Origin of the sequence: Nocardioides potassii (genome assembly GCF_021648885.1) — a bacterium.
In the GTDB taxonomy this organism is placed as follows: Bacteria; Actinomycetota; Actinomycetes; order Propionibacteriales; family Nocardioidaceae; genus Nocardioides; species Nocardioides potassii.
This window is the reverse complement of record NZ_JAKJHZ010000003.1, coordinates 478,826-503,469: the sequence shown is the minus strand read 5'-3', so window position 1 is coordinate 503,469 and position 24,644 is coordinate 478,826. Positions and strand designations below refer to the sequence as shown.

Sequence of the window (24,644 nt, the reverse complement as noted above, 5' to 3'; positions counted from 1 at the left end):
GATCACTCGTCGACGGCGTCGGGATTGGTGCAGACCACCGTGTCGCTGGGGATGTAGGTGGTGCTGAAGACCTCGTCGGGGCGGGTCTCGGTGTTGCCGTTGACCGGCGTGAAGGAGCGGGTGACATCGATGTCGAAGCCGCCGTAGCCCTCGTTGGGGTGGCACTTCAGGTCGTCGATCCTGCGGACCTTCGCCTGGGTGATGTTGTGCCGCGGCCCCTCGGTGGTGGTGATGTCCCAGTACTTCGTGGAGTACATCGTCACCGTGGCGACGCCGGAGGTGGAAGGAGTCGACGGCGTCACCGATGCCTGGATGAGCACGCCGTACGGGGTGTCGTTCCTGAACCGCAGGTCGACCGATCCCCAGGCCACGGTGGCCTCGCGGCCGACGGGGTAGCGGTCGATGTAGAACGAGTGCGGCTTGTGCTCGACGTCCTCGAGGCCGGCGAAGAACATCGCGTTGAACGTCGTCGTGGCGATCTGCGAGACGCCGCCGCCGAGGTCCTGGACCAGGATGCCGTCGTTGATGATGTAGCCCTTGGTGAACCCGTTCGCCTCGGTGCGCTCGCCCACGGTTCCGTTGAGCGAGAACGTCTCCCCCGGCTTCAGCACGGTGCCGTTGATCAGCTCGGCCGCGCGGCCGAGGTTGATGTTGCGGTACTCGGCGTAGGGGAAGTAGGTCGTGAAGGTCGAGACCTGCTCGGTGATCTTGAGGTCTCGTGCGTCCTGGGTCGTGAAGGCCGGCTCGGCGACCTTGGCCGTGAGCGCGAGGGTCCGCTCGCCCTGCGGCTTGGCGACGGTCTCGAGGAACCCCGCCTCGAGCTCCTCCTCGTCGAAGGTGATGCCCGGCTTGGCGGGGACGACCTGGGGCCTGCCGTCGACGAGGGCGACGCTCGCGTCGACCGGGGCGCCCTGCGTGATCCTGGCGTCGACGACCTCGGAGAGCTTCGCGGCGTCGAGGGTCGGCACGAGCTCACCGTCGGTCGGCACGAGGCTGAGCGCCGCGGTGTAGTCGGCTGGGAAGACCTTGACGCCGGATCCGTCGAAGCTCAGCGTCACCGGCGCGGCGACCGCCGGCGACGCGAAGCCGTCGAGGGCTTCCTGCACGTCACCCGCGTCGATGGCGGGGGCGACGTCGACCGTCTCGAGGGCGACCGTGCCGGGCTCGTCCTCGAGGAAGGCCGTGCGCAGGGCCGTGAGGGTGTCGCCCGGATCGAGGGCCTTGCCCGTGACCGCGTCCTTCTTCACCACCCGGGCGCCGTCGAAGCCGACAGCGCCGTCGCGGGCGGCCGTGCCGTGCTGCTCGTCGAGGGTGGCGAGGTAGCCCTGGAAGGCCGCGTCGTCCACGCTCACCTCGGCCTCGGAGGCGTCGCCGCCGGTGAAGTAGTTCCACAGGCGGACCGGGTCCCAGCTCTCCTCGCCGCCCGCCTCGGCGACGGACGCCTCGTAGTCGACCGACAGGCCGGCCTGGGCGGGGTCGACCTCGACCGGGGTGCCGTCGATCGTCGTGGCGATCGGCCGGTTCACCGTGTCGGCGAGGCCGGCCTGGAGCCGCTGCGCGGCCTCGGCCTGGGGGTGCCCGCCGATGCGGACCCCGGAGACCGTCGTGTTGCGCGGGACCTTGTCGCCGGCGACGTAGTGCGCGGCGACGTACAGCCCTCCGAAGATCGCGACGAGCCCGAGCAGGAGCCACCCGACGACGGAGGCGCCCGCCTTGTCGCGAGGCGGCCTACTGGTGCTCTGGGGGTTCTTCGCCACGCGGCGAGTCTAGGTAGGGCGTGCTCGAACTCCCGGATCCGCGCCGCGCCCCGGCACCACTGCGCACGGTCAGCAGCGCACCCAGCAGCAGCACCGACGAGGCGGCCAGCCACGACCAGCCGGGCGCGTCGGAGGCGATCAGGAAGCCCCCGGCCGGCCGCTCGAGCGCACCCCGCAGGACGGCGAGGCACCAGCCGGTCGCGAAGGCGAGGCGTACGACGCCGGGCGACAGCCAGCCCAGCGCCGCAAGCCCCGCCGCCGCAGCCAGCGCCAGGCCCCACCACTCCTGGTGGAGGAGCGTCCCGGCCGTGCCGGAGACCAGCCCCACGACCCCGGCGAGCAGGGCCCTCACCGAGGGCCCCTCACAGCCCGGCGAAGAGGTCCTCCTCGAACCCGTCGGCGTCGAGGGGTCCCGGGGTGCCCTTGACGAGGCGGTAGTACTCGTCGGACCACCACGAGTGCCCGCTCTCCGCGCCGGAGAAGAAGTGCCCGTCCTGCTCCACCTGGGTCGCGTGCTGGCGCAGCGCCCCCATCTTGCGCTCGACCGTCGCCGACCCGTCGACGCGGGCGCTGATGAGCTCGTCCGGGGTGACGAACGGCGGGAGCTTGCCGTCGGGCTCCATGCCCTTGAACGTCTCGGTGTCACCCGACTCGCGCAGCTGGCGCAGGCTCTCGCGCATCCGCGACTCGCTCATCGCGGTCCAGTAGATCTTGGCGATGTCGTGCGGCTCGCCGAGGTCGCGCTTGTAGGACGGGACCGCCGCCAGCTGGGCGGCGTACATCGCGACGCGGTGGGCCTGGATGTGGTCGGGGTGGCCGTAGCCGCCGAACTGGTCGTAGGTGACCAGCACCTGCGGGCGGACCTCGCGGATCACCTTCACCAGCTCGTCGGCCGCCTCGTTGAGGTCCGCGGTCCAGAACGCGTTGTCCGGGATCGACTCGGCCGGGATCGCGTGGCCGTCCTCGTGCCAGGCCATGCCGGAGTCGTGGAAGCGGCCGAACCCGCCGAGGAAGCGGTGGTCGGTGACGCCGAGGACCTTCATCGCCTCGTCCAGCTCGCCGCGGCGGTGCTCGCCGAGACCGCCCTCCTTCTCGTAGGCGAGGTGGGCCAGCTCGGGCACGAGGACCTCACCCATCTCGCCGGCCGTGCAGGTGACGAGGGTGACGCCGACGCCCTCGTCGACGTAGCGCGCCATGGTGGCGCCGGTGCCGATGCACTCGTCGTCGGGGTGGGCGTGCACGAGCAGGATGCGGTGGTCGGTCATTCACTCAGCCTAGGTCTGGGCGCTTGATGCGCTTCGGAGCGGTCGGGAGGTGCAACGGCGGCAACGGGTCGCCCTGTTCCCCGGGCTCGTCGTCCTCGTCGAGCCACCCGTCGTGGGAGTCCACCAGGACCTCGAGCATGAACGGCGGGGCGTCGGTGAGCACCGCCCACGGGTGGTCCTCGTCGTCGTCCTCCCCCGCCAGCCGTTCCCGCTCGACGTGCGCCTCGAAACCGTCCGCGCGCAGCTGCCGGACGACGGCCTGCGCGTCGTCCTCGTCGAAGAAGATCGCCCTCACGGAGACCATCCTCCACCCGGCCTTCCCGCTCTCTGCAGGCCGGCGCTCCCGCCCCCGCCCGCTGGGGTAGTCCGCATCAATTGTCACGCCTGGCCCCGATTGGAAGGTGAAGATTGATGCGGACTATCCCAGCTCCCGGCCGCATCAAAGCCCGCGAGCCGCAGCCCAGGCCGGCCACCAGTCAGGTTGCTCGAGGGTCCAGAGCCGGTCCCCCGGCTCGCGGAAGAGAGCACGAGCGCGAGCTGCGTGCATCCGCTTCGAGACCAGGTCGACGTCCGACAAGTCACCGCCGACCACCTCGAAGCACTCGATGCCGGCATCGCGCAGGCGCTGCTCGCGGGCAACGTCCTGACGATGCCGCTCGCCCTCCTTGTGGTCCGCCCCCTGGTACTCGCCGGCGCACCCGGACAACGGCTCGAAGAGGTCCACCACCGCGATGAGGCGACCATCGAGATCGAAGATCGGCACGTTGCAGAGCGGCCGGCCGAGCTCGGCGTCCAGGATCCAGATCAACGCCATCTTGGCCTCCGTCCTGGACCAGCACCCGAGCCCCGCCAGCGCGACGGCGTCGCGCGCCAGGCCGATCCCGGTCCATGGATTGTGGCTAGCCACGTAGCGGGAGAACTCGTCGTACGACAACAGGCCGGCCGCCACCGCCACCTCGATGTCGGCGACGGCGTCCCGGAGGCGGCCGTGACGGCGCATCTCGTCGAACAGCGCTCGAGCAGGAACGGTCGTCCAGACGCCGCACACCAGCTCGCGCTCGTCCTTCGCGAGCTGCTCGCGAGTCACGACCACGCGATCGTCGGCGCGAAGCAGCGCCGGACCGGTGACGATGGGGACGGGCGCCAGCACACCATCGTCGGCGAACACCGACCCGTCGAAGAACCGAGCGCCGCGGAACCGCAGGCTCGCCCACCCCGTCACCGCGCCGTACGACCGGATGCGGTTCCCCTGCTCGAGGATGTGCTGGTGGATGCCCCGCTCGGTCGCCAAAGGGACGAACCGACCCGGCGAGGTCTGACGCCACCGGGGGCCATACGCCTGGCGTCGCGTGGGGCCGTCCGCCCCCGTCGGATCGACCTGAACCGGCACGACCAAGCCATCGGGGCGCGCTTCCCAGGCTGCCTTCTTCGGGTACATCCCGAGATCACATCGCCGGGTCCTGACGTCTCGCGCACCGAGCCGACCGGGCCTGTGGAGAGTGGCTCCCCACGCAGTCTGTGGATGATTGCCGGCTGTGCTCGCCTCCCGCTCCCGGGGTAGTCCTCATCAGGTTTCACCTGCGCCGGGTGCCTCGGGGTGACAATTGATGCGGACTACCCGTTGGAGGGGCGGCAGGCTGACCGACCGTGGCTAGGGTCGAGCGCGTGAGCACCGCGTCGGAGTCGCCGTACGTGCAGGGGGTCCACCTGCAGCGCACGGACGAGAACGTGCGCGAGATCGCGGCGCTGGCCGAGGTGCTGGGCGAGCCGACGGGGCTCGACGGCGTGCTGGGCGACCTGAAGTGGGAGGTACGGCGCTCGCGGGTCCCGCGGCTGCTGGGCCGGGCGGTGCGCGAGGCCTACCGGTGGGACGACTACGACGAGCAGGACGAGCAGTGGTACCCGCAGGGGATCTCCACCAGCGCCGACTCCTCCGACACCGAGGCCTTCCAGACGGCGACCGGCGACGGGCGGCGGGTGGTCGTTGCGACGTGGTACTCGACCGGCAAGGACGGCACGAAGCGCGGGTCGCGGGTCACCTTCGTCGACCTCGATGCGCGCAAGTACCGCCACGTCCTGCTCGTCGCGCCGGTCTTCGACAAGACCGGGCGGCTGGCCCTCAAGCCGATGAGCATCCACGCCGGCGGCATCGTGTGGGCCGGCCCCTACCTCCACATCGCGGCCACCAGCCGAGGCTTCGTGACCGCGCGGGTCGACGACATCATGCGGGTGAGCGGCGACGACGCGCACCCGGAGAGGTTCGGCATCGACGGCCGCACGCTCTACTCCTACGGCCACCGCTACGTCCTGCCGGTGCGGTTCACCTACCAGGCCTACGCCGACGAGGGCCACGAGAAGCTGCGGTACTCCTTCATGTCGCTCGACCGGCGGTCCGACCCGCCCGCGCTGATCGCCGGCGAGTACGCCCTCGACCCGGACGCGTCCACCCGGCTCGCCCGGTACCCCCTAGACCCGCAGACGTGGCAGCTCGCCGTGGGGGATGACGGGTTCTCGCGCCCGTTGGCGATCGACGAGGGCGGTGTGCGGCAGATGCAGGGCGCCGTGATCGCGTCGGGGCGTTACCACGTCACCGTCTCCCACGGGCCGTGGACGCCGGGCTCGATCCACGCCGGCCAGCCGGGCTCGATGACGGAGCACCGGTGGGCGCTGCCGATGGGTCCCGAGGACCTCAGCTACTGGCCGTCGACCGACCGGATCTGGTCGGTCACGGAGCACCCCCGGCGGCGCTGGATCGTCGCGATGGACCGCGCCTTCTTCGACTGACTCGCCGTTGAGTCTCCTGGAGACTCAAGGTCGAGCACCGCCCGCGACACGCCCGAGCTGCACGGTTGAGTCTCCCAGCGACTCAGGGGCAAGGCTGCAGGTCAGCGGCGGGGCTGCATCGCCAGCTGCCGGCTCTGGGCGACCAGGCGGCCGGCGGAGTCCCAGACCTCGCAGTCCTCCTCGAACATCCCGCCAGCGACGTTGCGGGTGCGGTGCGAGACCTTCAGCCAGCCGGGCGTGGGGACGGCACGCACGTGCACCGTCAGCTCGAGCGTCGGTGCCCAGCCGGGCAGGCCGAGGTCGAACGTCACAGGCGGGAGGGCGTCGCACACCATCAGCAGCCCGACCGGGTCGACGTCGTGGCCGTCGGCCATCCGGAACCAGCCCTGGATGAGTCCGTTGCCGCTCGGCGCACCCATCGCCCAGCCCACGCAGGCCGGGTCGAAGCGGATGTCGAAGCGCTCCATCAGCGGCGCGATCCGGCGCACCTCCTCGGGCGCCATCGTGCCCGGGACGCACTCCTCGATCGGCGGGAGCGCGGGCTCCTCAGCCGTCGTGGCCACGTCGCCGTGCATCGCCCGCAGGTCGCCGTATGTCGCCAGCGCGGTGATGCGGGTGACGCCCTCCTGGCCGAGCTCGGCCGCCACGGTGGCGACGCTGCCGCCCTCGCGCAGCACCCGCGTCGAGACCTGCGCGGGGCCGGGCGTGGAGGCGGAGAGGTAGTAGGCGCTCACCGAGAGCGGGTGGGGCTTGGCAGGCACGCTCTCGGCGACCGCGCGGCCGAGGATCCCGAGCAGGTAGCCGCCGTTGACGCCGCCGCCGACCACCCAGCCCGGGTCGAGCTCCGCGCCGAAGAGGCCGTCCCCGGTCGCGGTGACGGAGGTGTGCGTGTCCCACTCGGATGGCATGGACCGAGCGTAGGACCGGCCGGGCTCAGCCGGCGCGGAGCCAGTCGGTGACCTGCGGCACACCACCGAGCCAGCCGAGCTCGGCGGCGTACATCGCCCGCACCCCGCGCTGCCGCGGCTTGTGGTCCCACTTGCCGCGACCCACGCACGGCAGGTCGGTGCCACGACAGGTCCAGCCGTGGAGGAACAGCAGGGTCCGCCCACCGCTCCCCTCGACGAGGTCGGCGCCGCCGGGACCGCACAGTGGCGTCGTGGCGTCGTCGAGCAGCGTCGACGGGACCGCGGCCGACCAGTCGAGCAGGGACGGCGCGATCCGCCACGTGGTCGCGTAGCCGCAGCGCGTCCAGTCGCCCTCCGACGTCAGCATCACGTAGCCCTCGGGGCGCTGCGTGAGGACCGGGTTCTCGATCACGCCGGCCGAGCGGACGAGCTCGATGCTCGTCGCGCCGGGCGCGACCGACTGGCCGGTCTCAGCGAGCGGGACGAGGCGGATCGTGGACGGGACCCGGTCGGTCTTGTAGAGCAGGTACGGCGTCCCGTCGGCGTCGCGGAAGAAGGACGGGTCGATCACCCCCGCACGCGGCAGGGTGGGGTCGCGTGGCAGGAGCGGGTCCTGCGCGGTCGGCACGCCGGCGTAGGACGGGCACACCAGCGGGCGACGGCCGACCGGGCGGAACGGGCCGCGCGCCGAGTCGGAGCGGGCCACGCCGATGCAGCGGCCGGTCGTGCCGAGGCTGGACACGGGAGTCGCGTAGTAGAGGACCCACGTGCCCTGGACGCGCTCGACGTCGACGGCCCAGATGCCACCGTCACGCGACCAGCCGGGGCGGTGGGTGAGCAGCCCGGGACCACGACGCCACGGACCGTCGGCGCTGCGCGACCAGGCGTGCGGCACCCGGTCGCCGGTCGAGTACGCGACCAGGCCGCTGCCGGTGGCGACGACCGCCGGGTCCGGGAAGTCGACGTCGAGCACCGGACGCGGTACGTCGTCGGCCACCGCGGGGGTCGTGACGCCGAGCAGCGCCATCGCGAGGGCGACCAGCAGCAGCACTCCCCGGGTCGGCACGGGGTGGACCGTATCCCGAGGGGGACGGGTTCAGGGCCGCAACGTGGCGGGAAGTCGCTCGTAGCCGCGCAGGATGCGTGTCGCGCGGCGGCGGGCACCCGGGTCGAGCCGCAGGTCGGGGTAGCGCTGCCAGATCGTGCGCAGGCCGACCTCGCCCTCCATCCGCGCCAGCTGGGCCCCGAGGCAGTGGTGCCGCCCGGCGGAGAAGGCGATGTGGTCGCGGGCGTTGGGGCGGGCGACGTCGAAGCGCAGCGGGTCCTCGAAGACCTCGGGGTCGCGGTTGGCCGCGCCGAGGATCGCGGTCACCATCGAACCGGCCTTGACCGGCGAGCCGGCGACGTCGGTGTCGCGCAGCGCCATCCGGCCGGTGAGCAGGACGGGCGGGTCGAGCCGCAGCGCCTCCTCGACCACGTTGGTCCACAGCGACGGGTCGGCGTCGACGCGCGCCCGCTCGGCCGGGTTGTCGTGCAGGAGAGCGATGCCGTTGCCGAGCAGGTTCACCGTCGTCTCGAAGCCGGCGGCGAGGACCAGCCCGGCCGTCGCCTTGAGCTCCGTCTCGGTGAGGCCCTGGCCGTCCTCGCGCACGGTCACGAGCTGGCTGAGCAGGTTGTCGCCCGGGTCGCGGCGCAGGCGCTCGAGGTGGTCGCCGAGCCAGGCGTCGAAGCGCGCCAGCGCCTGCGAGACCGAGCGGTAGCGCGCGTAGCCGAGCCCGAGGTCGAGGCTCGGCGCGGCCGCGGAGCCGAAGTCCAGCACCGTCCCGCGCTCGGCGTCGGGCACCCCGAGGATCTCGGCGATCACCGTCACCGGCAGCTGCGCGCAGTAGGACTCGACGAGGTCGACCGAGCTCGTCGCGTGCGGCTCGAGCGCGTCGAGGAGCTCGGTCGCGATCTGCTCGGTGCGCTCGCGCAGCCTCTCGACCGCACGCATCGTGAAGACCCGCGTCACCAGCTTGCGGTAGCGGGTGTGGTCGGGTGGCTCGGTCACCAGCAGGGACGGTGGCTGGACCGGGTGCAGCGTAGACGGCGCGGCCCACCGGACGACCCGCCCGATCGCGCCCTCCGCCGTCGGCAGGCCCGACCGGAAGTCGTCGCTCGTCAGCACCTGGCGCACGCCCGGGTGACTGGTCACGACCTGCCCGATGCTCGAGCGGTAGAGCGGCCCCCGCGCCCGGATCTCCTCGATCAGGTCGAAGACGGCTTCCTCGGAGCCCAGCGAGCCGATGCGGATCAGCCGCGCCTGGAGGTCACCGCGCGCGGCCGCCCGCCGGAGGTAGAGCGTGGGGAGGCCGTGGGCCACGCTCCAGTGCACCGTCGACTTCATGTCCCGACAGTAACCGTGCCTAGGGTCTGACACATGTCCGATCGAAGATGGCTCGTGATCGATCTCGTCCTCGTCGGCGTCTTCGCGGTGATCGGCCGGCTCAGCCACTACGGCACCCTCACCGCGGGCGGCTGGTGGACGACGGCGTGGCCGTTCCTGACGGGAACGCTGCTCGCCTGGGCCGCGCTGGTCGCCGTACGACGTCCGGGCGGGGCGACCACCTCGGGTGTGGTCGTCTGGCTCGGCGCGCTCGTCGGTGGGATGGTGCTGCGCCAGGCGAGCGGACAGGGCACGGCCACCGCCTTCGTCGTCGTGGCCACCCTCGTCCTCGGCGCGCTCCTGGTGCTGCCTAGAGTCGGTGCACGTGTCCGACGCCGATGACCGCCCCTCGACCCGGTCGCACGGCGCGGCCCTCCCCTTCGCCGTCCTGGTCGCCGCCGTCGTCCTCGTCTCGATCAACCTCCGACCGGGCGCGTCGTCCGTGGGCCCGGTCCTCGAGGAGGTGCGCGACGGCCTCGGGATGAGCGCCGGCGTGGCCGGTGCGATGACCGGACTGCCGGGCCTCTGCTTCGGCATCGTGGGTGCGCTGTCGGTCGCCTTCGCCCGTCGCATCGGCACGACCGCCGGCATCGCGATCGGGCTCGCGGTCGCCGCAGCCGGGCTGCTGCTGCGCGTGGCCGCCGACAGCGAGCCGCTCTTCCTCGTGCTGACCGTGGTCGGCCTGTCGGGCATGGCCGTCGGCAACGTGCTGGTGCCGGCATGGGTGAAGGCGCACGGCCACGCCGTCGCGCTGATGACCGTCTACGGCACCGGCCTGGTCGTCGGCGGCACCATCGGCTCGCTCCTCACCGCCCCCGTCAGCGAGGCGACGGGCTCGTGGCGCGCCGGACTCGGCCTGTGGGGCGTCCTGGTCGCGGTGGCGCTGCCGCTCTGGGGGTGGCTCGCGGTGCGCGAGCGTCGGTCACCGGCCGAGCGCGAGGTGAGCGGTGAGGCGCCGGCGGGCCGCGTCGTCCACTCCCCCACGGCGATCGCGCTCACCGTGCTGTTCGGCGTGCAGTCGATGCACGCCTACGTGCAGTTCGGCTGGCTGCCCACGGTCTACCGCGACGCGGGGCTCTCGTCGTCCACCGCAGGCGCGCTCCAGGCGCTGCTGTCGTCCGTCGGCATCCTCGGGGCGCTGGTGATGCCGACGATCATCGCGCGCGGGCGCGGGCTGCGGCCGATCACGGTGTCGTTCGGGGTCGCCCTCGCGACCGGCTACGCCGGCCTGGTCGTCGCGCCCGCGACGGTGCCGTGGCTGTGGGCGATCATCCTCGGCTACTCGGGCCTGGCGTTCCCGACCGCGATCGCCCTCATCACCGCGCGCACCCGCCATCCGGCCGTCACCGCCCAGCTCTCCGGGTTCGTGCAGCCGGTCGGCTACGCCCTCGCCGCGATCGGGCCGTTCGCCGTGGGGCTCGTCCACGAGGCCACCGAGGGCTGGACGCTGGTGCTGGTCCTCCTCGCGCTCACCTCGGTGCCGCTCACCCTCGCCGCGCTCCGTGTCGCGCGGCCGACGTACGTCGACGACGAGCTCGAGCGGGTCCGGTAGCAGCGCTCAGTCGTTGCGGCCGCGACCTCCGAGGCGGTGGTGGATCGTGACCGGAGCCTCGCCGAGGTGGCCGGTGCCGGTCCCCGGCCGCTGACGACGACCGCCCATCCCGGGACGGGTGAGGTCCTCCCAATCACGCCGGCGCTGCCGCTCGCTCAGCACGTGCACGACGACGACGACCGCGACGACCACCCCGATGAGGACCATCCGTCGACGGTACGCCCGATCGCTCGCTCAAACCACGACCTCCGCGCGGCCGTCCGCCCACACCACGACCCCGGTCCGCAGTCGCGAGCGCAGCCACTGCGGGCCGTCGAGGCCGAGCGCAAGCGCCGTGGTCGCGTCGATGTCGACGCTGGTGAGGTCGGCGCCGATGACCGTGACGGACGCGACGGCCTCCGCCGGCCCCCCGGTGCGCGCGTCGACGACGTGGGCGCCGCGGTGGGCCGTGCCGGAGGTCGCGACGGCAGCGCGGCGCACGGGCACCTGCGCGACCAGCCGCGTCGGGTCGAGGGGGTGCTCGATCCCGACCAGCCACGGCTCGCCGGCGTCGTCGGCCACGTGGCACACCATGTCGCCGCCGACGGAGAGGCAGACGTCGGTGTCGGCCAGCGCGAGCAGGGGGCGTACGGCTCGGTCGACGGCCCAGCCCTTCACGACTCCGCTCGGCTCGAGACGTCGTACGCCGTCCGGGCCGGGGAGGAGGATGTCGAAGGCACCGCCGGACGACGCGCGGGCGGCGTCGCCGAGCCGGAGCACCTCGGCGACCGCCGGATCGCACTCGTCGACGGTGACCTCACCTCGGCCGAGCCGCGAGACCTGGCTGTCGGGCCGCCAGGTGCTGAACACCTCGTCGACCCAGCGGAGCTCGGCCAGCGCCGCGTCCCAGGCCGCGTCGGCCTCGGGACCGGACGCGTGGCGACCGCGCAGCGCGAGGCTGACCGGCATCCCCATCACGTGCTCGACGCGGCGGGCGACGGCGGGGGCGGCGGTGCTCACAGCCCCGCCTGGTCGAGCGCGCTCTGCAGGGACTGGGCGTAGCCCTGGCTGGTGTAGGTCGCCCCGCTGATCATCGAGACCGACCCGCTCTGCGAGTCGAGGGTCTGCTGGATCAGCTGCGGCAGGGCGTACTGGGCGATCTGGATGTCGCGACCGTCGCTGTCCGGGTACTGCAGCACCGACACGTCGGTGATCGTCGAGCCGTCGAGGTCGACCTGGACCTGCACCGGCCCGTAGCGCGTCTGGGCGACGGCACCGGTGACGGACGTTCCCGAGCCGGAGGAGCCGGAGGAGGAGCCCGCCCCCGACCCGGTGGACGACGAGCCCGAGGAGCCCGTGGACGTCGAGCCGCCGTCGTCGGGGGGAGCCGACCCGCTGGTCGTCGTACCGGTCCCCGATCCCTGGACCGACCCGGTGATGGCGGTCTCGCTCCCGGTCGCCGTGGCCATCGTGGCGGAGGTGGAGGTGTGGTAGCCGAAGAGGACCACCAGGGTGGACAGGGTGCTCAGCACCCAGAGGACAATGCGTTTCACGCCAGTCACCAGCCGAAGGTCTCGTAGTGGATGTGCTGCTCGGGCACCCCGGCGGCCCGGAGGTCGCGGAGGACGAGGTCGGCCCACGGGGTGGGGCCGCAGAGGTACACGTCGCGCTCGGCCACGTCGGGCACCCAGGACGTGAGGGCGGCCAGGTCGGTCGGGGCGGCGATGCCGTCGCCGAGCCAGGAGTCTGCGGCACGGCGACGACCGGGCAGGCCCCACACGACGAGCCCGCGCTCGGCGGACAGCTCGTGGAGCTCGTCGACGAAGAGGGGTGAGCCCGACGAGCGGTAGAGCAGGAGCGCGTCGCCCGGGGCGTACTCGAGGTGCTCGGCCAGCGCCCGCAGCGGGGTGATGCCGACCCCGGCGGCGATCATCAGCACCTTCTCCCGGCTCCGCGCCCGGGGGCTCAGGCGGCCGTAGGGGCCCTCGATCCAGGCGCGGCTGCCGACCTCGAGCCCGGCCGCGGCCGCGCTCCCGTCGCCGGCGTCCTGGACCGTGATCCGCAGCGAGCGGCCGTCGGGGGCCGCGGACAGGGAGTACGGGTTGGCGCGGCTGCGACCGGGGCGGCCGCCGAAGCGCCAGGTGAAGAACTGCCCGCCCTCGACCGGGAGGCGGTGCAGGTCGCGGCCGGTCACGTGGACCGACACGGTGCCGTCGCCCTCGGGCACGACCGCGGCGACGCGGAGGTCGTGACGCAGGTTGCGCCACAGCGGCAGGCCCACCCGCCAGACGAGCACGCTGGCCATCGACGCGCCCCACGCGGTCCACCAGAAGACCTGGCGGCCCGGCGAGGACGTGAAGTCGGTGCCGGTCCAGAGCTGGTGCGGGATCGCGAGGCCGACGCCGAGGTAGGCGTAGAGGTGCATCAGGTGCCAGGACTCGTAGCGCAGGCGGCGCCGCGCGGCGCGGACGCTCGTCACCAAGACCATCACCAGGCACAGGGTGGCGGCGGCGGCGAGCAGCATGCCGGGGTAGTTCACGACCAGGTCCCACAGCGTCGCGGGCGACGCCAGCAGCGACCCGGCGGCGTAGCCCCAGGTGATGAGGACGACGTGCGCGACCATCAGGTTGAACGACGTGAAGCCGACGACGCGGTGGATGCCGGTGAGCCGGTCCTGGCCGAACGCCCGCTCCAGCACCGGGATGCGCGCCATCAGCACGACCTGGGCGAGCAGCAGGACCGCGGAGGCGAGGCCGCTGATGCGGCCGACCGACTCGAGGCCCGTCGCCCACCCGCCGAGCTGGCTGATCCCGCCGCCGGTGGTCCACCACCAGGTGACGAACAGCAGCGCCAGCCACAGGGTGCTGCCGGCCGCGAGGCGGACGCCCGCGTCACGGCGGGCACGCGCGCCGAGTCGTACGACGTCCGGCGCGGACGTCGGGAGGAGGGTCATGGCACGAGCGTGCCGGGCCCGGCTGGCACGAGGGTGGGTGCTACCTGTGACCTTGCTGTGAGAGGCCGTCCGGTGGGACCCGGTCCCGTGGGAGGACCGGCGGGGTCTCTCTGTCAGGATCTGCGCGTGAACCAGTGGGTGGTGGTCGTCGGCGGGACCAACATGGACGTCGTCGCCCGCACCTCCGCCCCGCTCGTCGCCGCCACGAGCAACCCCGGCCACACCCGCATCTCCCCCGGCGGCGTCGGCCGCAACATCGCGGCCTGCCTCGGCCTCCTCGGCGCCCCGGTGCGCCTGGTGTCGGCGGTGGGCGAGGACACCTTCGGCGACGAGGCCCTCCGGGTGACCGCCGCGTGCGGCGCCGACGTCTCGGCCGTGCGGCGGGTGCCGGGCGCGGCGACCGGCACCTACACCGCGGTCCTCGACGACGCCGGCGAGCTGGTCGCGGCCGTCTCCGACATGGCCGTCGTAGACGAGCTGGTGCTCGAGACGGTGCACCTCGACGACGCCGCGCTGGTCGTGGTGGACGGCAACCTCGCGCACGAGCAGGCGGCGCAGGTCGTGGCGGCGGCCTCCGACGCCGGCGTGCGGGTGGCCTTCGAGCCGGTCTCGGTCGCCAAGGCCCGGCGCCTCGCCGACCTCGTGGACGACCTTTTCCTGGTCACCCCCAACACCGACGAGCTGGCCGCCCTCACCGGGCGCCCGGTGGACGACTGGCGGGCGTCGGTGGCAGACCTGCACGCCCGCGGCGTCGAGCACGTCTGGGTCCGGCACGGCGCGAACGGCTCGTTCGTGTGCAGCCGGGACGCCGACCCGGTCCACCTCCCGGCCCGGCCCGCGACCGTCGTCGACGTCACCGGGGCAGGTGACGCGATGCTCGCCGCCTGGGTCTCCGCCTGGCTGGCCGGCGCCGACCCGGTCGAGGCGGCGCACGCCGGCCACCGCGCGGCGGCCGCCACCATCGAGAGCCCCCACACCGTCCGGCCCGACCTGGCCGAGACCATCCGATCGACCCACGAGGAGACCCCCTGATGCTCACCGTCACCGACGAGGTGCGCGACGCGCTCGCGTCAGGGCAGCCCGTCGTCGCGCTGGAGAGCACGATCATCAGCCACGGCATGCCCTACCCGCAGAACGTCGAGATGGCCCGCACCGTCGAGGGCATCGTCCGCGACGGCGGCGCCGTCCCCGCGACCATCGCGGTGCTGCACGGGACGCCCACCATCGGCCTGTCCGCCGACGACCTCGAGCTGCTCGCCTCGGACGAGTCGGTCATCAAGGTGTCCATCCGCGACCTGCCCTACGTCGTCTCGCGCGGCCTGCACGGGGCGACGACGGTCGCGTCGACGATGCGACTGGCCGCCCTCGCCGGCATCGGCGTCTTCGTGACCGGCGGGCTCGGCGGCGTGCACCGCGGTGCTGAGACGTCGTACGACGTCTCGGCGGACCTCACCGAGCTGTCCACGACCTCGGTGGCCGTGGTCTGCGCGGGCGTGAAGAGCATCCTCGACATCGGCCTGACCCTCGAGAAGCTCGAGACGCTGGGCGTGCCGGTGCTCGGCTACGGCACCGACGAGTTCCCGTCGTTCTTCTCCCGCTCGTCGGGGTTCGGCGCGCCGATGCGCGTCGACTCGCCGGCCGAGGTCGCCGCGCTGATGCGGGCGAAGTGGGACCTCGGGCTCGCCGGCGGCGTCGTCGTCGCGAACCCGATCCCAGCGCAGGCCGAGATCCCCGCCGACGAGATCGGCGCGATCATCGAGCGCGCCCTCGCCGACATGGACGACCTCGGCATTCGCGGCAAGGACGCGACGCCGTACCTCCTCGGGCGGATCGTCGAGATCACCGAGGGCGCGTCGCTGAAGGCCAACATCGCGCTGGTCGAGCACAACGCGCGGCTGGGCGCCGCCATCGCCGTGGAGTACGCACGCTGACCGGCTGCTAGTTGACGACGACCTGGTACGTGCGCCGACGCGCGTCGCTCGGGACGACGAACAGCACGGTGGGTCGGAAGCCCTTGCGCCGCAGCGTGTAGGTGCCTTGCGGCGGACCTGCGCTGAGACGTCGGAAGGTCAGCGCGAACGAGCGCTGCTCACCTCGTCGGGCGTGGGCCAGGTCGGTGACCCGGGTCAGGGTGACCGTCCAGCTGCCGGTGCCGTCGGTGAGCACGAACCTGCGTCCGCGCAGGCGGGTGAACCTGCGGCGGGTGTAGAGACTGCGCACCTGCGCCGGGGAGGCGTCGGCAGGACCGCCGACGGCGAGCACGGCGGCGCCTGCGGCGCTCGCGCCCAGGACGGTCCGGCGGGAGATCTCGGTCATGGTGTGCTCCGGTGATCGGTGGGGTCGGTCTGGTCGGTGGGCTCGGGCACCTGCGGGACTAGCATCGGCGCGTGACGAGGATCGAGTGGCTCACCCACGAGCACTTCGCGCCGCTGGTCGGGCAGGACGTCGAGGTGGACGCGGGTGCGGCCGGGACGTTGACGATGAGGCTCGCGGAGGCCACTGCCAGCGAGGTGCCGGGCGGTCCCGGCCCCGACGGCCAGCAGCGGGTCCAGTTCTCGCTCGTCTTCCTCGGCCCGCACGACGCGCCCCTGCCGCAGGCGACGTACGTCGTCACCCACCAGGCGGTCGGGGAGCAGGAGATCTTCCTGGTCCCGATCGGCCGCGACGCCGACGGCGTGCGCTACGAGGCGGCCTTCGCCTGAGCCCGGCCGCAGGTCGGCCGTCCGGCTCACGCGGACCACTCCATCCGGCGGTAGACGCCGAGGTCGGCAGCGACGACGAAGCCGAGCCGGGAGTAGAGCCGAGCGGCACGGTTGTGGACCTCGACGTGGATGCTGACGATGCAGCCGCTCACCCGGGCCTCCTCCACGAGGTCGGAGAGGAGTCGACCGCCGATCCCCGCCCCGCGCGCTTCCGGGAGGAGCGAGATGTCGACCACCCGGATGTCGCCCGGACGGCGATCGACGATCAGGCGCCCGACGGGACGACCGTCGACCTCGATGACGTCGAAGCGGCCGCGGGGGTTGTGTCGCCTGTACTCGGTGTCCTGGGCGTCGAACTGCATCCGCACGAAGGCGTCGAGCTGGCCCGGTGCCCAGCCGACCTGCGCCAGCTCCTCGGCACGCGTGGACCCGTAGACCGACGAGGAACTCCCGGTCGTCCGGCGTCGAGCGGCGCAGGACGATGCCGGTGGCCGCAGCGGGGGCGGGGCGGGCGGACACGTGCTCAGGACCTCGGCGGGAACACGCCCTGCAGGGCGATGTTGAAGTAGAACGTGAGGTAGGGCTGCATGTTGTTGTGCGGCTGGTCCCCGCCAGCCGGGGACAGCGCCTCGGGCGCGAGCGGGACCAGGTTGTCCGGGTTGTCGCGGTAGACGGTGTTCGTCGTGCGGCCGGCCACGCGGTCCGGAGCGGGCGACTGCAGGCTCGCCGGTCCGGAGCTGGCGTTGACGGTGTGCGTGTGCGAGGGGATCTCGCTCTCCAGGAGGGTGACGGTCTCGCTGCCGCCGGTCTCCCCGAGGTCGTGCAGGCTGAGTCCCGGCCCCTGACCGGGGTGCATCGGCGCGCGGACCATGAGGTCGGGCAACGCGAAGTTGGACTTGCCGTTGCCCCCGTAGGTCGTGCCGAGCAGGGAGAAGAGGGCCGTGTTCTGCGAGAGCGGGAGGAGCTGGCCGTCGCACCACGCCCAGCCCTTGGGGGCGAAGTTGAACGGGAAGATCCGGATCTCCGCCACGAACGGGTCTGCCATGGGTGTTCCTTAGGTCGGGGAGGGGAAGATGCCGAAGAGCGAGATGATGTGGTTCACGCAGAGGTAGGGCTGCATGTTGGTGTGCGGTTGCGACCCGCCGGTCGGCCACACCGACTGGGTGGACATCGCCGCCGAGGCGGGGGCGGGCCGGTAGACGTTGCCGGACCCGCTCGCGGCCAGGACGTTGCCGGCAGGGCTGGCGGCCGACCCGACCGCGGTGCTGGCCACCAGCGCGTGGGAGTGGGCCGGGATCTGCTGGGGGGTCACGGTGACCTCCTCGACGCCCCCCGTCTCGGCCAGGATGAAGCCGTTGCCCTGGTGGATCGGGACGCGGCCGCGGAGGTCGGGCAGGGCGAAGGTCGACTCGCCGTCGCCTCCGTAGGTCGTGCCGATGAGGTTGAAGAGGGTCTCGTACTCGGAGATCGGCAGGAGCTGTCCCTCGCAGAACATCCAGCCGGCGGGCGCGAAGTTGCCGGCGAACATGCGGATCTCACCGATGTAGGGCTGTGCCATGTCAGGTCCTCAGGTCTGGCTCGGGAAGATGCCCTGGAGGGCGATGCAGAAGGACAGGGTGAGGAACGGCTGCATGTTGAGGTGGGCCTGCGAGCCCCCCGCGGCCGTGGTGGAGGAGGCGTCCAGCGAGGTCAGCTGGCTCGGCGGACCGTAGAGCTGGCTCGAGCGACCCACCACGTTGTCGGTCGGCAGCACCACGTCCGCGTCGGCTCCCGACCCGCGCAGCTGGTGCGTGTGCGCCGGCAGCTCGGCGACGGTCAGGGTGTGGGCCTGCTCGCCTCCGCGCTCGCCGAGCGTGTGACCTCCGCCGACGTGGATCGGCACGCGGCCGCGGAGGTCCGGCAGCGCGAAGTTCACCCGGCCGTCACCCCCGTAGGTCGTCCCCAGGAGGCTGAACAGCGCCTGGTTCTGGTTGATGGGGAGCAGCTGGCCGTTGCACAACGCCCAGCCCTTGGGGGCGAAGACGAAGCTCATCAGCCGGATCTCGGACAGGAACGGCTCAGCCACTGCGGCCTCCGGTCATCTCGGGCGTGGTCTGGTGCGTCACGGCGTGCCCTGGGCCAGCTGGCACGCGGTCGCGCTCGTGCCGGTGGGCTCGGCGCCGTACGTCTCGAACGTCAGTCCCGGGCTTCCCGGGTTCTTCGATGCGAGGCTCGACTGCACCGCTGCGGCACTCGGGGTGACGACGTCGGCGAATCGCAGGCTGGCCGAGCCGAAGCGGTCCATCGCGACGTCGGGAAGGCCCTGCTGGCCCGCGGACTGCAGACCGACGTTGTTCTCGAGGTCGACGCACACGTCGCTGGTGTCGCCCGTCGCTCCCCCGGCGAGCACGTAGACGCCCTCGAAGGCGTTGGGCCCGGCGTCGGCAGCGCCGAACGAGTTCCCGGTCGCGGTGTAGTCGGCCGAGCCGCTGCCCTCGTTGTGGGAGAGCGTCAGGGCGCTACCTCCCCAGTTGGCGATGGTGTTGTTGCGGACCTCGATGCGAGTCGCGCCGCTGCCGTGGGCCCAGCCCCATATGCCCACCCCGGCGTCGACCTGCGGGTCCAGGGCTCCCGGCTGGGCGTCGCCGATGTCGTTGCCGACCACCGTCGCGTCGAACGTGCCGGTGTGGCCGGGCAGGGTGTTGAGGATCAGCTCGGACCCGGCGGCGCTCTTGATGTCGTTGTTCGACACCCTCGCCTTGACGATCGCGCCGCTTCCGGCGTTGATGGAGACCTGTGGACGCCCGGGGACGGCGGACGGGCTGCCGCCGGAGACGTCGTTGTCGTCGAAGACGAGGGTCTGGCGTGCCGTGTTGGCCGCGTCGGTCTGCATCGAGAAGCCGGGGTCGGCGTTGAGGGAGAAGACGCTGCGCTGGACCGTCGCGGTCATCGTGGACGAGCCCTCGCCCCTGATGCGCAGGCCGGCGTTGTTCTTGGACCCGGTGAACGTCGAGCCGTCGACCGACAGCGTCGTCGTGCCCGTGGTGTTCCTGATGTGGGCGTTGGAGTCGTCGGACCCCGAGACCACCGTGCGCAGGATCTGCGGGCTACCGGTGACGTCGAGGTAGTCGAGCCCGCGCTCCTCCGCACCGCCCGCGTGGCTGTCGCCGTTGCCGGTGACGAGGACGTCGCTGAGGTCGAGGTCGCCGACGGTGGTGGCGCGGATGCCGTCGTCGAGGCCCTGGCCCACCTGCACCTGCGAGAGGCTGACGCCGCCGGGGACGTTGGAGAGCAGGATGCCGGGACCCGACGAGGACAGGATCTTGCCGCCGGAGCACGTCGGGGTCGCGACCGTGCAGGCCGTCCCGGTCCCGCCGGTGACGGCGAGCCGGCCCATTCCGGTCCCGCTCAGCACGACACCGTTGACGGCACCGTTGGACGCGATGCTCCGGAAGGTCAGCCCGTCCGCGTGGATCGCGGTGCCGGTGACGGTGAGGGGCGTGCCGGTGGTCGCCTGCAGCGAGTTGGCGTCCGATGCGGCCGACACCGCGACCGTGCCGCCACCGGTGGCGGTGAACGCCGGCTGGGTCGTCGTACGCACGACCAGGCCGCCGTCGAGACGCACCGTCGCGCCAGTGTTGCCGGTCAGCTGGACGCCCAGCTCGCCACCGTCGCCGTCGCCGTTGTCCGTGATCGCGCCGTTGAAGTCCTTGACCCCACCGGTGGTGCCGTTGACCCGCAGCAGCCGGCCGACGTCGTTGGTGATGGCACCGTCGTAGGTCACCGCGCCGCTACCACCGTCGAGGTCGAACGCGGTGTCCGAGGCGTTGGTGATCGTGCTGCCCGTGGCGGCGGAGAAGGTGCCGGCGCCGAGGCCGCTGAGGTTGATGCCGTCGCCGGTGCTCCCCGTCGAGTCGACGTCGTCGAAGGAGAGGTTCGCGCCGGCCGCCGAGACGACGTCGATCGCCGGACCACCGGTGATGGAGACGTCGGAGGTGCCGCTCGCCGGAACGGTGACCGAGGGTGCGTTGGCCAGCCGGAAGGCCGGGGTCGTGCCCGTCATGCCGGTCAGCGAGATGTCACCCTGCGCACCGTCGCCGAGCGAGACCGCGCCCGTGGTGTTGCTCAGCGAGATGCCCCCCACGGCGGAGCCGGTCACGACGATGCTGCCGAACGTGCTCCCGGTCAGCGACGTGCCGGTGACGTCGAGGGCCTTGGCTCCGTCCGTACGCACGGTCGTGGCCCCGTTGCCGGTGCCGAACACGACGGTGCCGGCATTGTTCAGCCGGATGCCGGTGGCGCCAGCCGTCTCGACGACCAGGCCGGTGACCGCCGAGCTGCCGGTGGTCCCGTCGAGCTCGAGACCCGGCTGGCTGCCGGGCGTCCCACTGTCGATGATGCGCACGTCCTGGAGCACGACACCTCCGACTCCCGCCCCTCCCGAGATACCGCCACCGGTGCCCTGCGGGTCGACCTCGACACCGCGCACGCTGGAACCCGTCGCGAGCGCGAGGACGTCGGCGTTGGTGTTGGTGATGGTGGGACGGGCGCCGGGCACGGCGGAACGCAGCAGGACGGCGCCTGCGAACAGGTTCGCCGCCTCCCCCACCAGGCGCTGTCCGGGCTTGAGGGCGAAGCCCGCGGCACGGCCGGTGGTCGTGTCGTCGCCGTCGAGGAGGTAGATCGTGTGGTTGGGCGCGGACGCGCTCTCCGCCTGCGCCAGCGTGTCGAACGGCGCGCTCGACGTGCCGGCGTTGCCCGGCGCGTTGTTCGAGACGTACCAGACGCAGTCGGTGACCTGGATCGTCACGCGTCCGGTGTCGCTGGCCGGCGTGGCGGCGGAGTCGGACACCGTGTAGTCGAAGAAGTCACTGGTGTCGGTGCAGCTGGTGCCCGCGGCGGGGGTGAAGACGAAGTCCCCGTCCGCCTCGAGCACGACCTGGCCGCCGTCGTTGGTGGCGAACGTGCCGGCGGTGACGACGAGGGGGCCGGGGCCGTCGACGTCGGTGTCGCCGTCGAGGATGTCACCGCTGACCGTGCGGCTCGCGTTGCTCACCGTCGGTGCGCCGTCGGTGGGGTCGTCGACGATCAGCGTCGTGTTGCCGATCGCACCCGAGATGGTCTCGTCGTCCGCGACCGGGGCGTCGTTGACGCAGGTGACCGTCATGGTGACCGTCGCGGTCGAACCACCGGGGCTGAGCGTGTAGGTGAAGGAGTCCGGTCCGCAGTAGTCGGCGGCGGGCGCGTACGTCACCGCCGTGCCGCCGCCGGTGATCGCGGCCGTCCCGTGCGCGGGCTGGGTCACCGACGAGATCGAGCTCGGGCCGCCGTCGACGTCGGTGTCGTTGGAGCGCACGTCGATCGACGTCGCGCCGGAGTCCTCGGCGACGGTCCGCGCATCGGCGACCGCGACGGGGCCGTCGTCGACGCAGGTCACCGTGACCGACACGGTCGCCGTACCGCCGCCGTTCAGCGTGTAGGTGAAGGTGTCGGGGGTCCCGCCCGTGCCGGAGTTGCAGTAGTTCGCCTCCGGCGCATAGGTCACGGCCGCGCCGCCGCCGGTGATCACGACCGTGCCGCGGGCCGGCTGGGTGACCGAGGCCACCGACTTCGGGCCACCGTCGGGGTCGGTGTCGTTGGCCAGCACGTCGATCGCCGTCGACCCGGAGTCCTCCGCCACCGTCGCGGCGTCGGCGACGGCCGTCGGCGGGACGTCGCAGGAGACGGTGACGGACACCGTGGCGGTGCTGCCGCCGTTCAGGGTGTAGGTGAAGGTGTCCGGGGACGCGGTGCCACCGGTGTTGCAGTAGCCGGGGTCCGGCTCGTAGGAGACCGTGGCGGGCGTCCCGGCCAGGGTGACGGTGCCGTTCGCGGGCTGCGTCACCGAGGCGATGGTGAGCGGGCCGTCGTCGACGTCGGTGTCGTTGGCCAGCACGTCGATCGCCGTCGGGTCGGCGTCCACCATCACGCTCGCGGCGTCGGCCACGGCGACCGGGGCGTCGTCGACGCAGGTCACCGTGACGGACACGGTCGCGGAGGTGCCGCCGTTCAGGGTGTAGGTGAAGGTGTCGGGGCTGCCGCCGACGCCGGTCGTGCAGGAGTTCGCGTCGGGCGCGTAGCTCACGCCGGTGCCGCCGCCGGTGACGGTGGCCGTGCCGTGCGAGGGCTGCGTCACCGACGCGACCGACTTCTGGCCGCCGTCGACGTCGGTGTCGTTGGCGAGGACGTCGAGCTGCGCCGTCGCGTCCTCGTCGGTGGTCGCTGCGTCGTCGACCGCGACGGGGCGGTCGTCGACGCAGCTCACCGTGACCGACACGGCGGCGGTGCCACCGCCGTTCAGGGTGTAGGTGAAGGTGTCGGGAGCTGCGTCGGGGACGCCGCCGCCGGGGGCGTTGCAGTAGTCGGCGTCCGGCTCGTACGTCAGGCCGGTGCCGCCGCCGGTGATGGCGACCGTGCCGTGTGCGGGCTGGGTGACGGTGTCGATGGTCGTCGTCCCGCCGTCGACGTCGGTGTCGTTGGCCAGCACGCCGATCGCCGTGGCGCTGGCGTCCTCGACGAGCGTCGCCGCGTCGTCGACGGCGACCGGGGCGTCGTCCACGCACGTGGCGGTGACCGAGACGGTCGCGGAGTCGCCGCCGTTGAGCGTGTAGGTGAAGGTGTCCTCGGGACCGCCGGGGGCGTTGCAGTAGTCAGCGTCGGGAGCGTAGGTGAGGCCGGAGCCGCTCCCGGTGATGACGACCGTGCCGTGGGCGGGCTGGGTCACCGACTCGATCGTGCGCGGCCCGCCGTCGAGGTCGGTGTCGTTGGCCAGCACCGCGATCGCACCCGCCCCGGCGTCCTCGACGACCGTCGCCGCGTCGTCGACCGCCACCGGGGCGTCGTCCACGCACGTGACGGTGATGGCGACGTCGGCACTCGAGCCGCCCGGGGCGAGGCTGTAGGAGAAGGTGTCCGGGGTCCCGCCCTGGCCGCTGTTGCAGTAGTCGGCGTCCGGTGCGTAGGTCAGCCCGGCGCCGCCCCCGGTGATGACGACCGTGCCGTGGTCGGGCTGGGACACCGACCCGATGGCGAGGTCGTCGCCGTCGGCGTCGCTGTCGTTGTCGAGGACGGTGACGGCCTGAGCCGCGGAGTCCTCGTCGACGGTGGCGGTGTCGTCGCTCGCCTCGGGGTCGTCGGGGACGCAGGTCACGTCGACCGTCACGCGCCCGACGTCCGTGCCCCCCTTGCCGTCGCTGACCGTGTAGTCGAAGCGTCCCGCGCCCGCGCCACAGAGGTCTGCGGTGGGGACGAAGCGGATGACGCCCGCCGAGAGCGTGACGGTTCCGCCGACCGGCGCCGACACCGCGGTCACGGAGAGCGGGTCGCTGTCCACGTCGTTGGCCGCCGGGCTGCCGGGGCCGCTCGCCGGCAGGACGAGGGCCGTGTCCTCGTCGGTCGTGGACGTGTCGTCGACAGCCACCGGTGCGCCGTTCTCCGGGACGTCGAGGACGGTGACCACCAGGTCCTCCTCGTACGACGCGCCGGAGCCGTCGGTGACCCGGACCCGGACGTCGAGCGCGGCGTCCCTCTCGAAGTCGAGGACCGCGGCGGTCAGCAGGCGGGTGCCGTCGACCGTGAACGACCCGTTGTCCGTGCCGCCCGCGACGAGCGCGAAGCGGTGGGTGTCGTGCTTGTCGACGTCGGTCACCGACAGGCTGCCGACGAGCGTGCCGACGGGAGCGTTCTCGACCACCGACGACGGCGTCAGCGCGAGGTCGGTGGGAGCGGCGTCGCGTCGCGGGAGCTCGCACGTGGGTGAGACCCGGTCGCCCGCGTCGGCGTACGCCCGGTCCCGGGAGCCCTGGTCGCAGCGCAGGACGTCCTCGAAGCGAGCCGCGTCTCGGGCCTGGAGCCGGTCGTCACCCCGGCCGCCGAGCATCACGTCGTCACCCGCGCCGCCGCGGAGCAGGTCGTCCCCGCGTCCGCCCTGGAGGTAGTCGTCGCCCGGCCCACCGACCAGACGATCGTCGCCGGACCCGCCGCCGCGCAGGACGTCGTCGCCACCGCCGCCGCGCAGCACGTCGTCGCCACCGCCGCCGCAGATGACGTCGTCACCGGAGGTGCCGACGAGCACGTCGTCGCCGCGGGTGCCCACGATGGTGCACGGGAGCTCGGAGAGACGCTTCTCCTCCGCCCGGTCACGCGCCCCCGCCCCCGTCGCCGCGGACGCCGGCACGGCGGTCAGCAGCGCACCGAGGAGCGCGAGGACGACGAGGGTCGGCCAGGTGGACAGATGGGTGCGGATCCCGATGGTCGACGCCACGTCTGGTGCTTTCTGCTCGCCACGCCCCGGTCCGAAAC

Annotated in this window: 24 protein-coding genes; 6 read left to right on the top strand and 18 right to left on the bottom strand. The window is 72.7% G+C overall.

From position 1 onward, the window contains the following. Positions 1-2: 2 nt before the first annotated feature. The 5 genes from L2K70_RS03820 to L2K70_RS03800 all read right to left on the bottom strand — a co-directional run bounded on the left by L2K70_RS03820 (position 3) and on the right by L2K70_RS03800 (position 4,313). Entirely contained in the window at positions 3-1,757 is a 1,755-nt protein-coding gene (locus tag L2K70_RS03820) for a VanW family protein (RefSeq protein ID WP_236399223.1), read from the bottom strand. Beyond that, entirely contained in the window at positions 1,729-2,109 is a 381-nt protein-coding gene (locus L2K70_RS03815) for a hypothetical protein (RefSeq protein WP_236399220.1), read from the bottom strand. The genes L2K70_RS03820 and L2K70_RS03815 overlap by 29 nt, the downstream gene beginning before the upstream one ends. Before the next feature lie 10 nt (positions 2,110-2,119). After that, the gene (mshB, locus tag L2K70_RS03810; protein WP_236399217.1) at positions 2,120-3,022 is read right to left on the bottom strand and encodes an N-acetyl-1-D-myo-inositol-2-amino-2-deoxy-alpha-D-glucopyranoside deacetylase; all 903 of its coding nucleotides are present in this window, start codon (positions 3,020-3,022) and stop codon (positions 2,120-2,122) included. A 4-nt stretch (positions 3,023-3,026) separates the two neighbouring features. Beyond that, positions 3,027-3,317 (bottom strand): hypothetical protein, encoded by a 291-nt coding sequence (locus L2K70_RS03805; RefSeq protein WP_372477465.1) that lies wholly within the window; start codon positions 3,315-3,317, stop codon positions 3,027-3,029. A gap of 144 nt (positions 3,318-3,461) precedes the next feature. Beyond that, the gene (locus tag L2K70_RS03800; protein WP_236399212.1) at positions 3,462-4,313 is read right to left on the bottom strand and encodes a hypothetical protein; all 852 of its coding nucleotides are present in this window, start codon (positions 4,311-4,313) and stop codon (positions 3,462-3,464) included. Positions 4,314-4,687: 374 nt separating this feature from the next. Between L2K70_RS03800 and L2K70_RS03795 the strand changes: the two genes are divergently transcribed. After that, entirely contained in the window at positions 4,688-5,806 is a 1,119-nt protein-coding gene (locus tag L2K70_RS03795; RefSeq protein WP_236399209.1) for a hypothetical protein, read from the top strand. Positions 5,807-5,907: 101 nt separating this feature from the next. Here L2K70_RS03795 and L2K70_RS03790 read toward each other — a convergent pair whose 3' ends face one another. Genes L2K70_RS03790 through L2K70_RS03780 form a run of 3 tightly spaced genes read right to left on the bottom strand, consistent with a single transcriptional unit; the run spans position 5,908 to position 9,100 of the window. Beyond that, on the bottom strand, positions 5,908-6,714 hold the full coding sequence (locus tag L2K70_RS03790; RefSeq protein ID WP_236399206.1) for a thioesterase family protein: 807 nt from the start codon (positions 6,712-6,714) through the stop codon (positions 5,908-5,910). Between the two features lie 25 nt (positions 6,715-6,739). Beyond that, complete coding sequence (locus L2K70_RS03785) at positions 6,740-7,780, bottom strand: family 43 glycosylhydrolase (protein WP_236399204.1); 1,041 nt, start codon at positions 7,778-7,780, stop codon at positions 6,740-6,742. 30 nt (positions 7,781-7,810) lie between these two features. Continuing rightward, on the bottom strand, positions 7,811-9,100 hold the full coding sequence (locus L2K70_RS03780) for a cytochrome P450 (protein WP_236399201.1): 1,290 nt from the start codon (positions 9,098-9,100) through the stop codon (positions 7,811-7,813). A gap of 54 nt (positions 9,101-9,154) precedes the next feature. Here L2K70_RS03780 and L2K70_RS03775 point away from each other — a divergent pair, with 54 nt between their 5' ends. After that, on the top strand, positions 9,155-9,481 hold the full coding sequence (locus tag L2K70_RS03775; RefSeq protein ID WP_236399198.1) for a DUF3054 domain-containing protein: 327 nt from the start codon (positions 9,155-9,157) through the stop codon (positions 9,479-9,481). Then, a complete protein-coding gene (locus tag L2K70_RS03770; RefSeq protein ID WP_236399195.1) occupies positions 9,465-10,691 on the top strand; it encodes an MFS transporter in 1,227 nt (408 codons plus the stop codon). Before L2K70_RS03775 ends, L2K70_RS03770 begins: the two co-directional genes overlap by 17 nt. Before the next feature lie 6 nt (positions 10,692-10,697). Here L2K70_RS03770 and L2K70_RS03765 read toward each other — a convergent pair whose 3' ends face one another. From L2K70_RS03765 to L2K70_RS03750, 4 genes are read right to left on the bottom strand one after another with little or no spacing between them, the layout of a single operon-like run. After that, positions 10,698-10,898 carry a hypothetical protein gene (locus L2K70_RS03765; protein WP_236399193.1) on the bottom strand — a complete coding sequence of 67 codons (201 nt, stop codon included), beginning with the start codon at positions 10,896-10,898 and terminating at the stop codon, positions 10,698-10,700. Between the two features lie 27 nt (positions 10,899-10,925). Further along, positions 10,926-11,690: an FAD:protein FMN transferase gene (locus L2K70_RS03760; protein ID WP_236399189.1), complete on the bottom strand. Its 765-nt coding sequence runs from the start codon at positions 11,688-11,690 to the stop codon at positions 10,926-10,928. Then, positions 11,687-12,202: an FMN-binding protein gene (locus L2K70_RS03755; protein ID WP_236399184.1), complete on the bottom strand. Its 516-nt coding sequence runs from the start codon at positions 12,200-12,202 to the stop codon at positions 11,687-11,689. The genes L2K70_RS03760 and L2K70_RS03755 overlap by 4 nt, the downstream gene beginning before the upstream one ends. Before the next feature lie 26 nt (positions 12,203-12,228). Further along, entirely contained in the window at positions 12,229-13,623 is a 1,395-nt protein-coding gene (locus tag L2K70_RS03750) for a ferredoxin reductase family protein (RefSeq protein WP_236399181.1), read from the bottom strand. A 126-nt stretch (positions 13,624-13,749) separates the two neighbouring features. Between L2K70_RS03750 and L2K70_RS03745 the strand changes: the two genes are divergently transcribed. Next, positions 13,750-14,655 carry a carbohydrate kinase family protein gene (locus L2K70_RS03745; protein WP_236399178.1) on the top strand — a complete coding sequence of 302 codons (906 nt, stop codon included), beginning with the start codon at positions 13,750-13,752 and terminating at the stop codon, positions 14,653-14,655. Beyond that, entirely contained in the window at positions 14,655-15,554 is a 900-nt protein-coding gene (locus L2K70_RS03740; RefSeq protein ID WP_236399176.1) for a pseudouridine-5'-phosphate glycosidase, read from the top strand. The genes L2K70_RS03745 and L2K70_RS03740 overlap by 1 nt, the downstream gene beginning before the upstream one ends. A gap of 7 nt (positions 15,555-15,561) precedes the next feature. On the opposite strand, the gene L2K70_RS03735 is transcribed toward L2K70_RS03740, so the two are convergent. Then, a complete protein-coding gene (locus tag L2K70_RS03735; RefSeq protein WP_236399173.1) occupies positions 15,562-15,939 on the bottom strand; it encodes a DUF6916 family protein in 378 nt (125 codons plus the stop codon). A 71-nt stretch (positions 15,940-16,010) separates the two neighbouring features. On the opposite strand from L2K70_RS03735, the gene L2K70_RS03730 reads away from it, so the two are divergent. Continuing rightward, the gene (locus L2K70_RS03730; protein ID WP_236399170.1) at positions 16,011-16,325 is read left to right on the top strand and encodes a DUF6916 family protein; all 315 of its coding nucleotides are present in this window, start codon (positions 16,011-16,013) and stop codon (positions 16,323-16,325) included. A 26-nt stretch (positions 16,326-16,351) separates the two neighbouring features. Here L2K70_RS03730 and L2K70_RS03725 read toward each other — a convergent pair whose 3' ends face one another. From L2K70_RS03725 to L2K70_RS03705, 5 genes are all read right to left on the bottom strand, one after another. Further along, entirely contained in the window at positions 16,352-16,687 is a 336-nt protein-coding gene (locus L2K70_RS03725) for a GNAT family N-acetyltransferase (protein WP_236399168.1), read from the bottom strand. A gap of 161 nt (positions 16,688-16,848) precedes the next feature. Beyond that, positions 16,849-17,370, bottom strand: a complete 522-nt coding sequence (locus L2K70_RS03720; protein ID WP_236399164.1) for a phage tail protein — start codon at positions 17,368-17,370, stop codon at positions 16,849-16,851. Positions 17,371-17,379: 9 nt separating this feature from the next. After that, positions 17,380-17,883 (bottom strand): phage tail protein, encoded by a 504-nt coding sequence (locus tag L2K70_RS03715; RefSeq protein ID WP_236399161.1) that lies wholly within the window; start codon positions 17,881-17,883, stop codon positions 17,380-17,382. A gap of 9 nt (positions 17,884-17,892) precedes the next feature. Further along, positions 17,893-18,390: a phage tail protein gene (locus tag L2K70_RS03710; protein ID WP_236399157.1), complete on the bottom strand. Its 498-nt coding sequence runs from the start codon at positions 18,388-18,390 to the stop codon at positions 17,893-17,895. A gap of 36 nt (positions 18,391-18,426) precedes the next feature. Continuing rightward, positions 18,427-24,606, bottom strand: a complete 6,180-nt coding sequence (locus tag L2K70_RS03705) for an Ig-like domain-containing protein (protein ID WP_236399154.1) — start codon at positions 24,604-24,606, stop codon at positions 18,427-18,429. Positions 24,607-24,644: the final 38 nt, after the last annotated feature.

Bases quoted from the DNA above. Each gene is read 5' to 3' on its own strand.
- L2K70_RS03735 (WP_236399173.1), bottom strand. From the start codon at position 15,939: ATGACCGAGATCTCCCGCCGGACCGTCCTGGGCGCGAGCGCCGCAGGC.
- mshB (WP_236399217.1), bottom strand. From the start codon at position 3,022: ATGACCGACCACCGCATCCTGCTCGTGCACGCCCACCCCGACGACGAG.
- L2K70_RS03725 (WP_236399168.1), bottom strand. From the start codon at position 16,687: ATGCAGTTCGACGCCCAGGACACCGAGTACAGGCGACACAACCCCCGC.
- L2K70_RS03780 (WP_236399201.1), bottom strand. From the start codon at position 9,100: ATGAAGTCGACGGTGCACTGGAGCGTGGCCCACGGCCTCCCCACGCTC.
- L2K70_RS03750 (WP_236399181.1), bottom strand. From the start codon at position 13,623: ATGACCCTCCTCCCGACGTCCGCGCCGGACGTCGTACGACTCGGCGCG.
- L2K70_RS03790 (WP_236399206.1), bottom strand. From the start codon at position 6,714: ATGCCATCCGAGTGGGACACGCACACCTCCGTCACCGCGACCGGGGAC.
- L2K70_RS03715 (WP_236399161.1), bottom strand. From the start codon at position 17,883: ATGGCACAGCCCTACATCGGTGAGATCCGCATGTTCGCCGGCAACTTC.
- L2K70_RS03720 (WP_236399164.1), bottom strand. From the start codon at position 17,370: ATGGCAGACCCGTTCGTGGCGGAGATCCGGATCTTCCCGTTCAACTTC.
- L2K70_RS03765 (WP_236399193.1), bottom strand. From the start codon at position 10,898: ATGGTCCTCATCGGGGTGGTCGTCGCGGTCGTCGTCGTCGTGCACGTG.
- L2K70_RS03740 (WP_236399176.1), top strand. From the start codon at position 14,655: ATGCTCACCGTCACCGACGAGGTGCGCGACGCGCTCGCGTCAGGGCAG.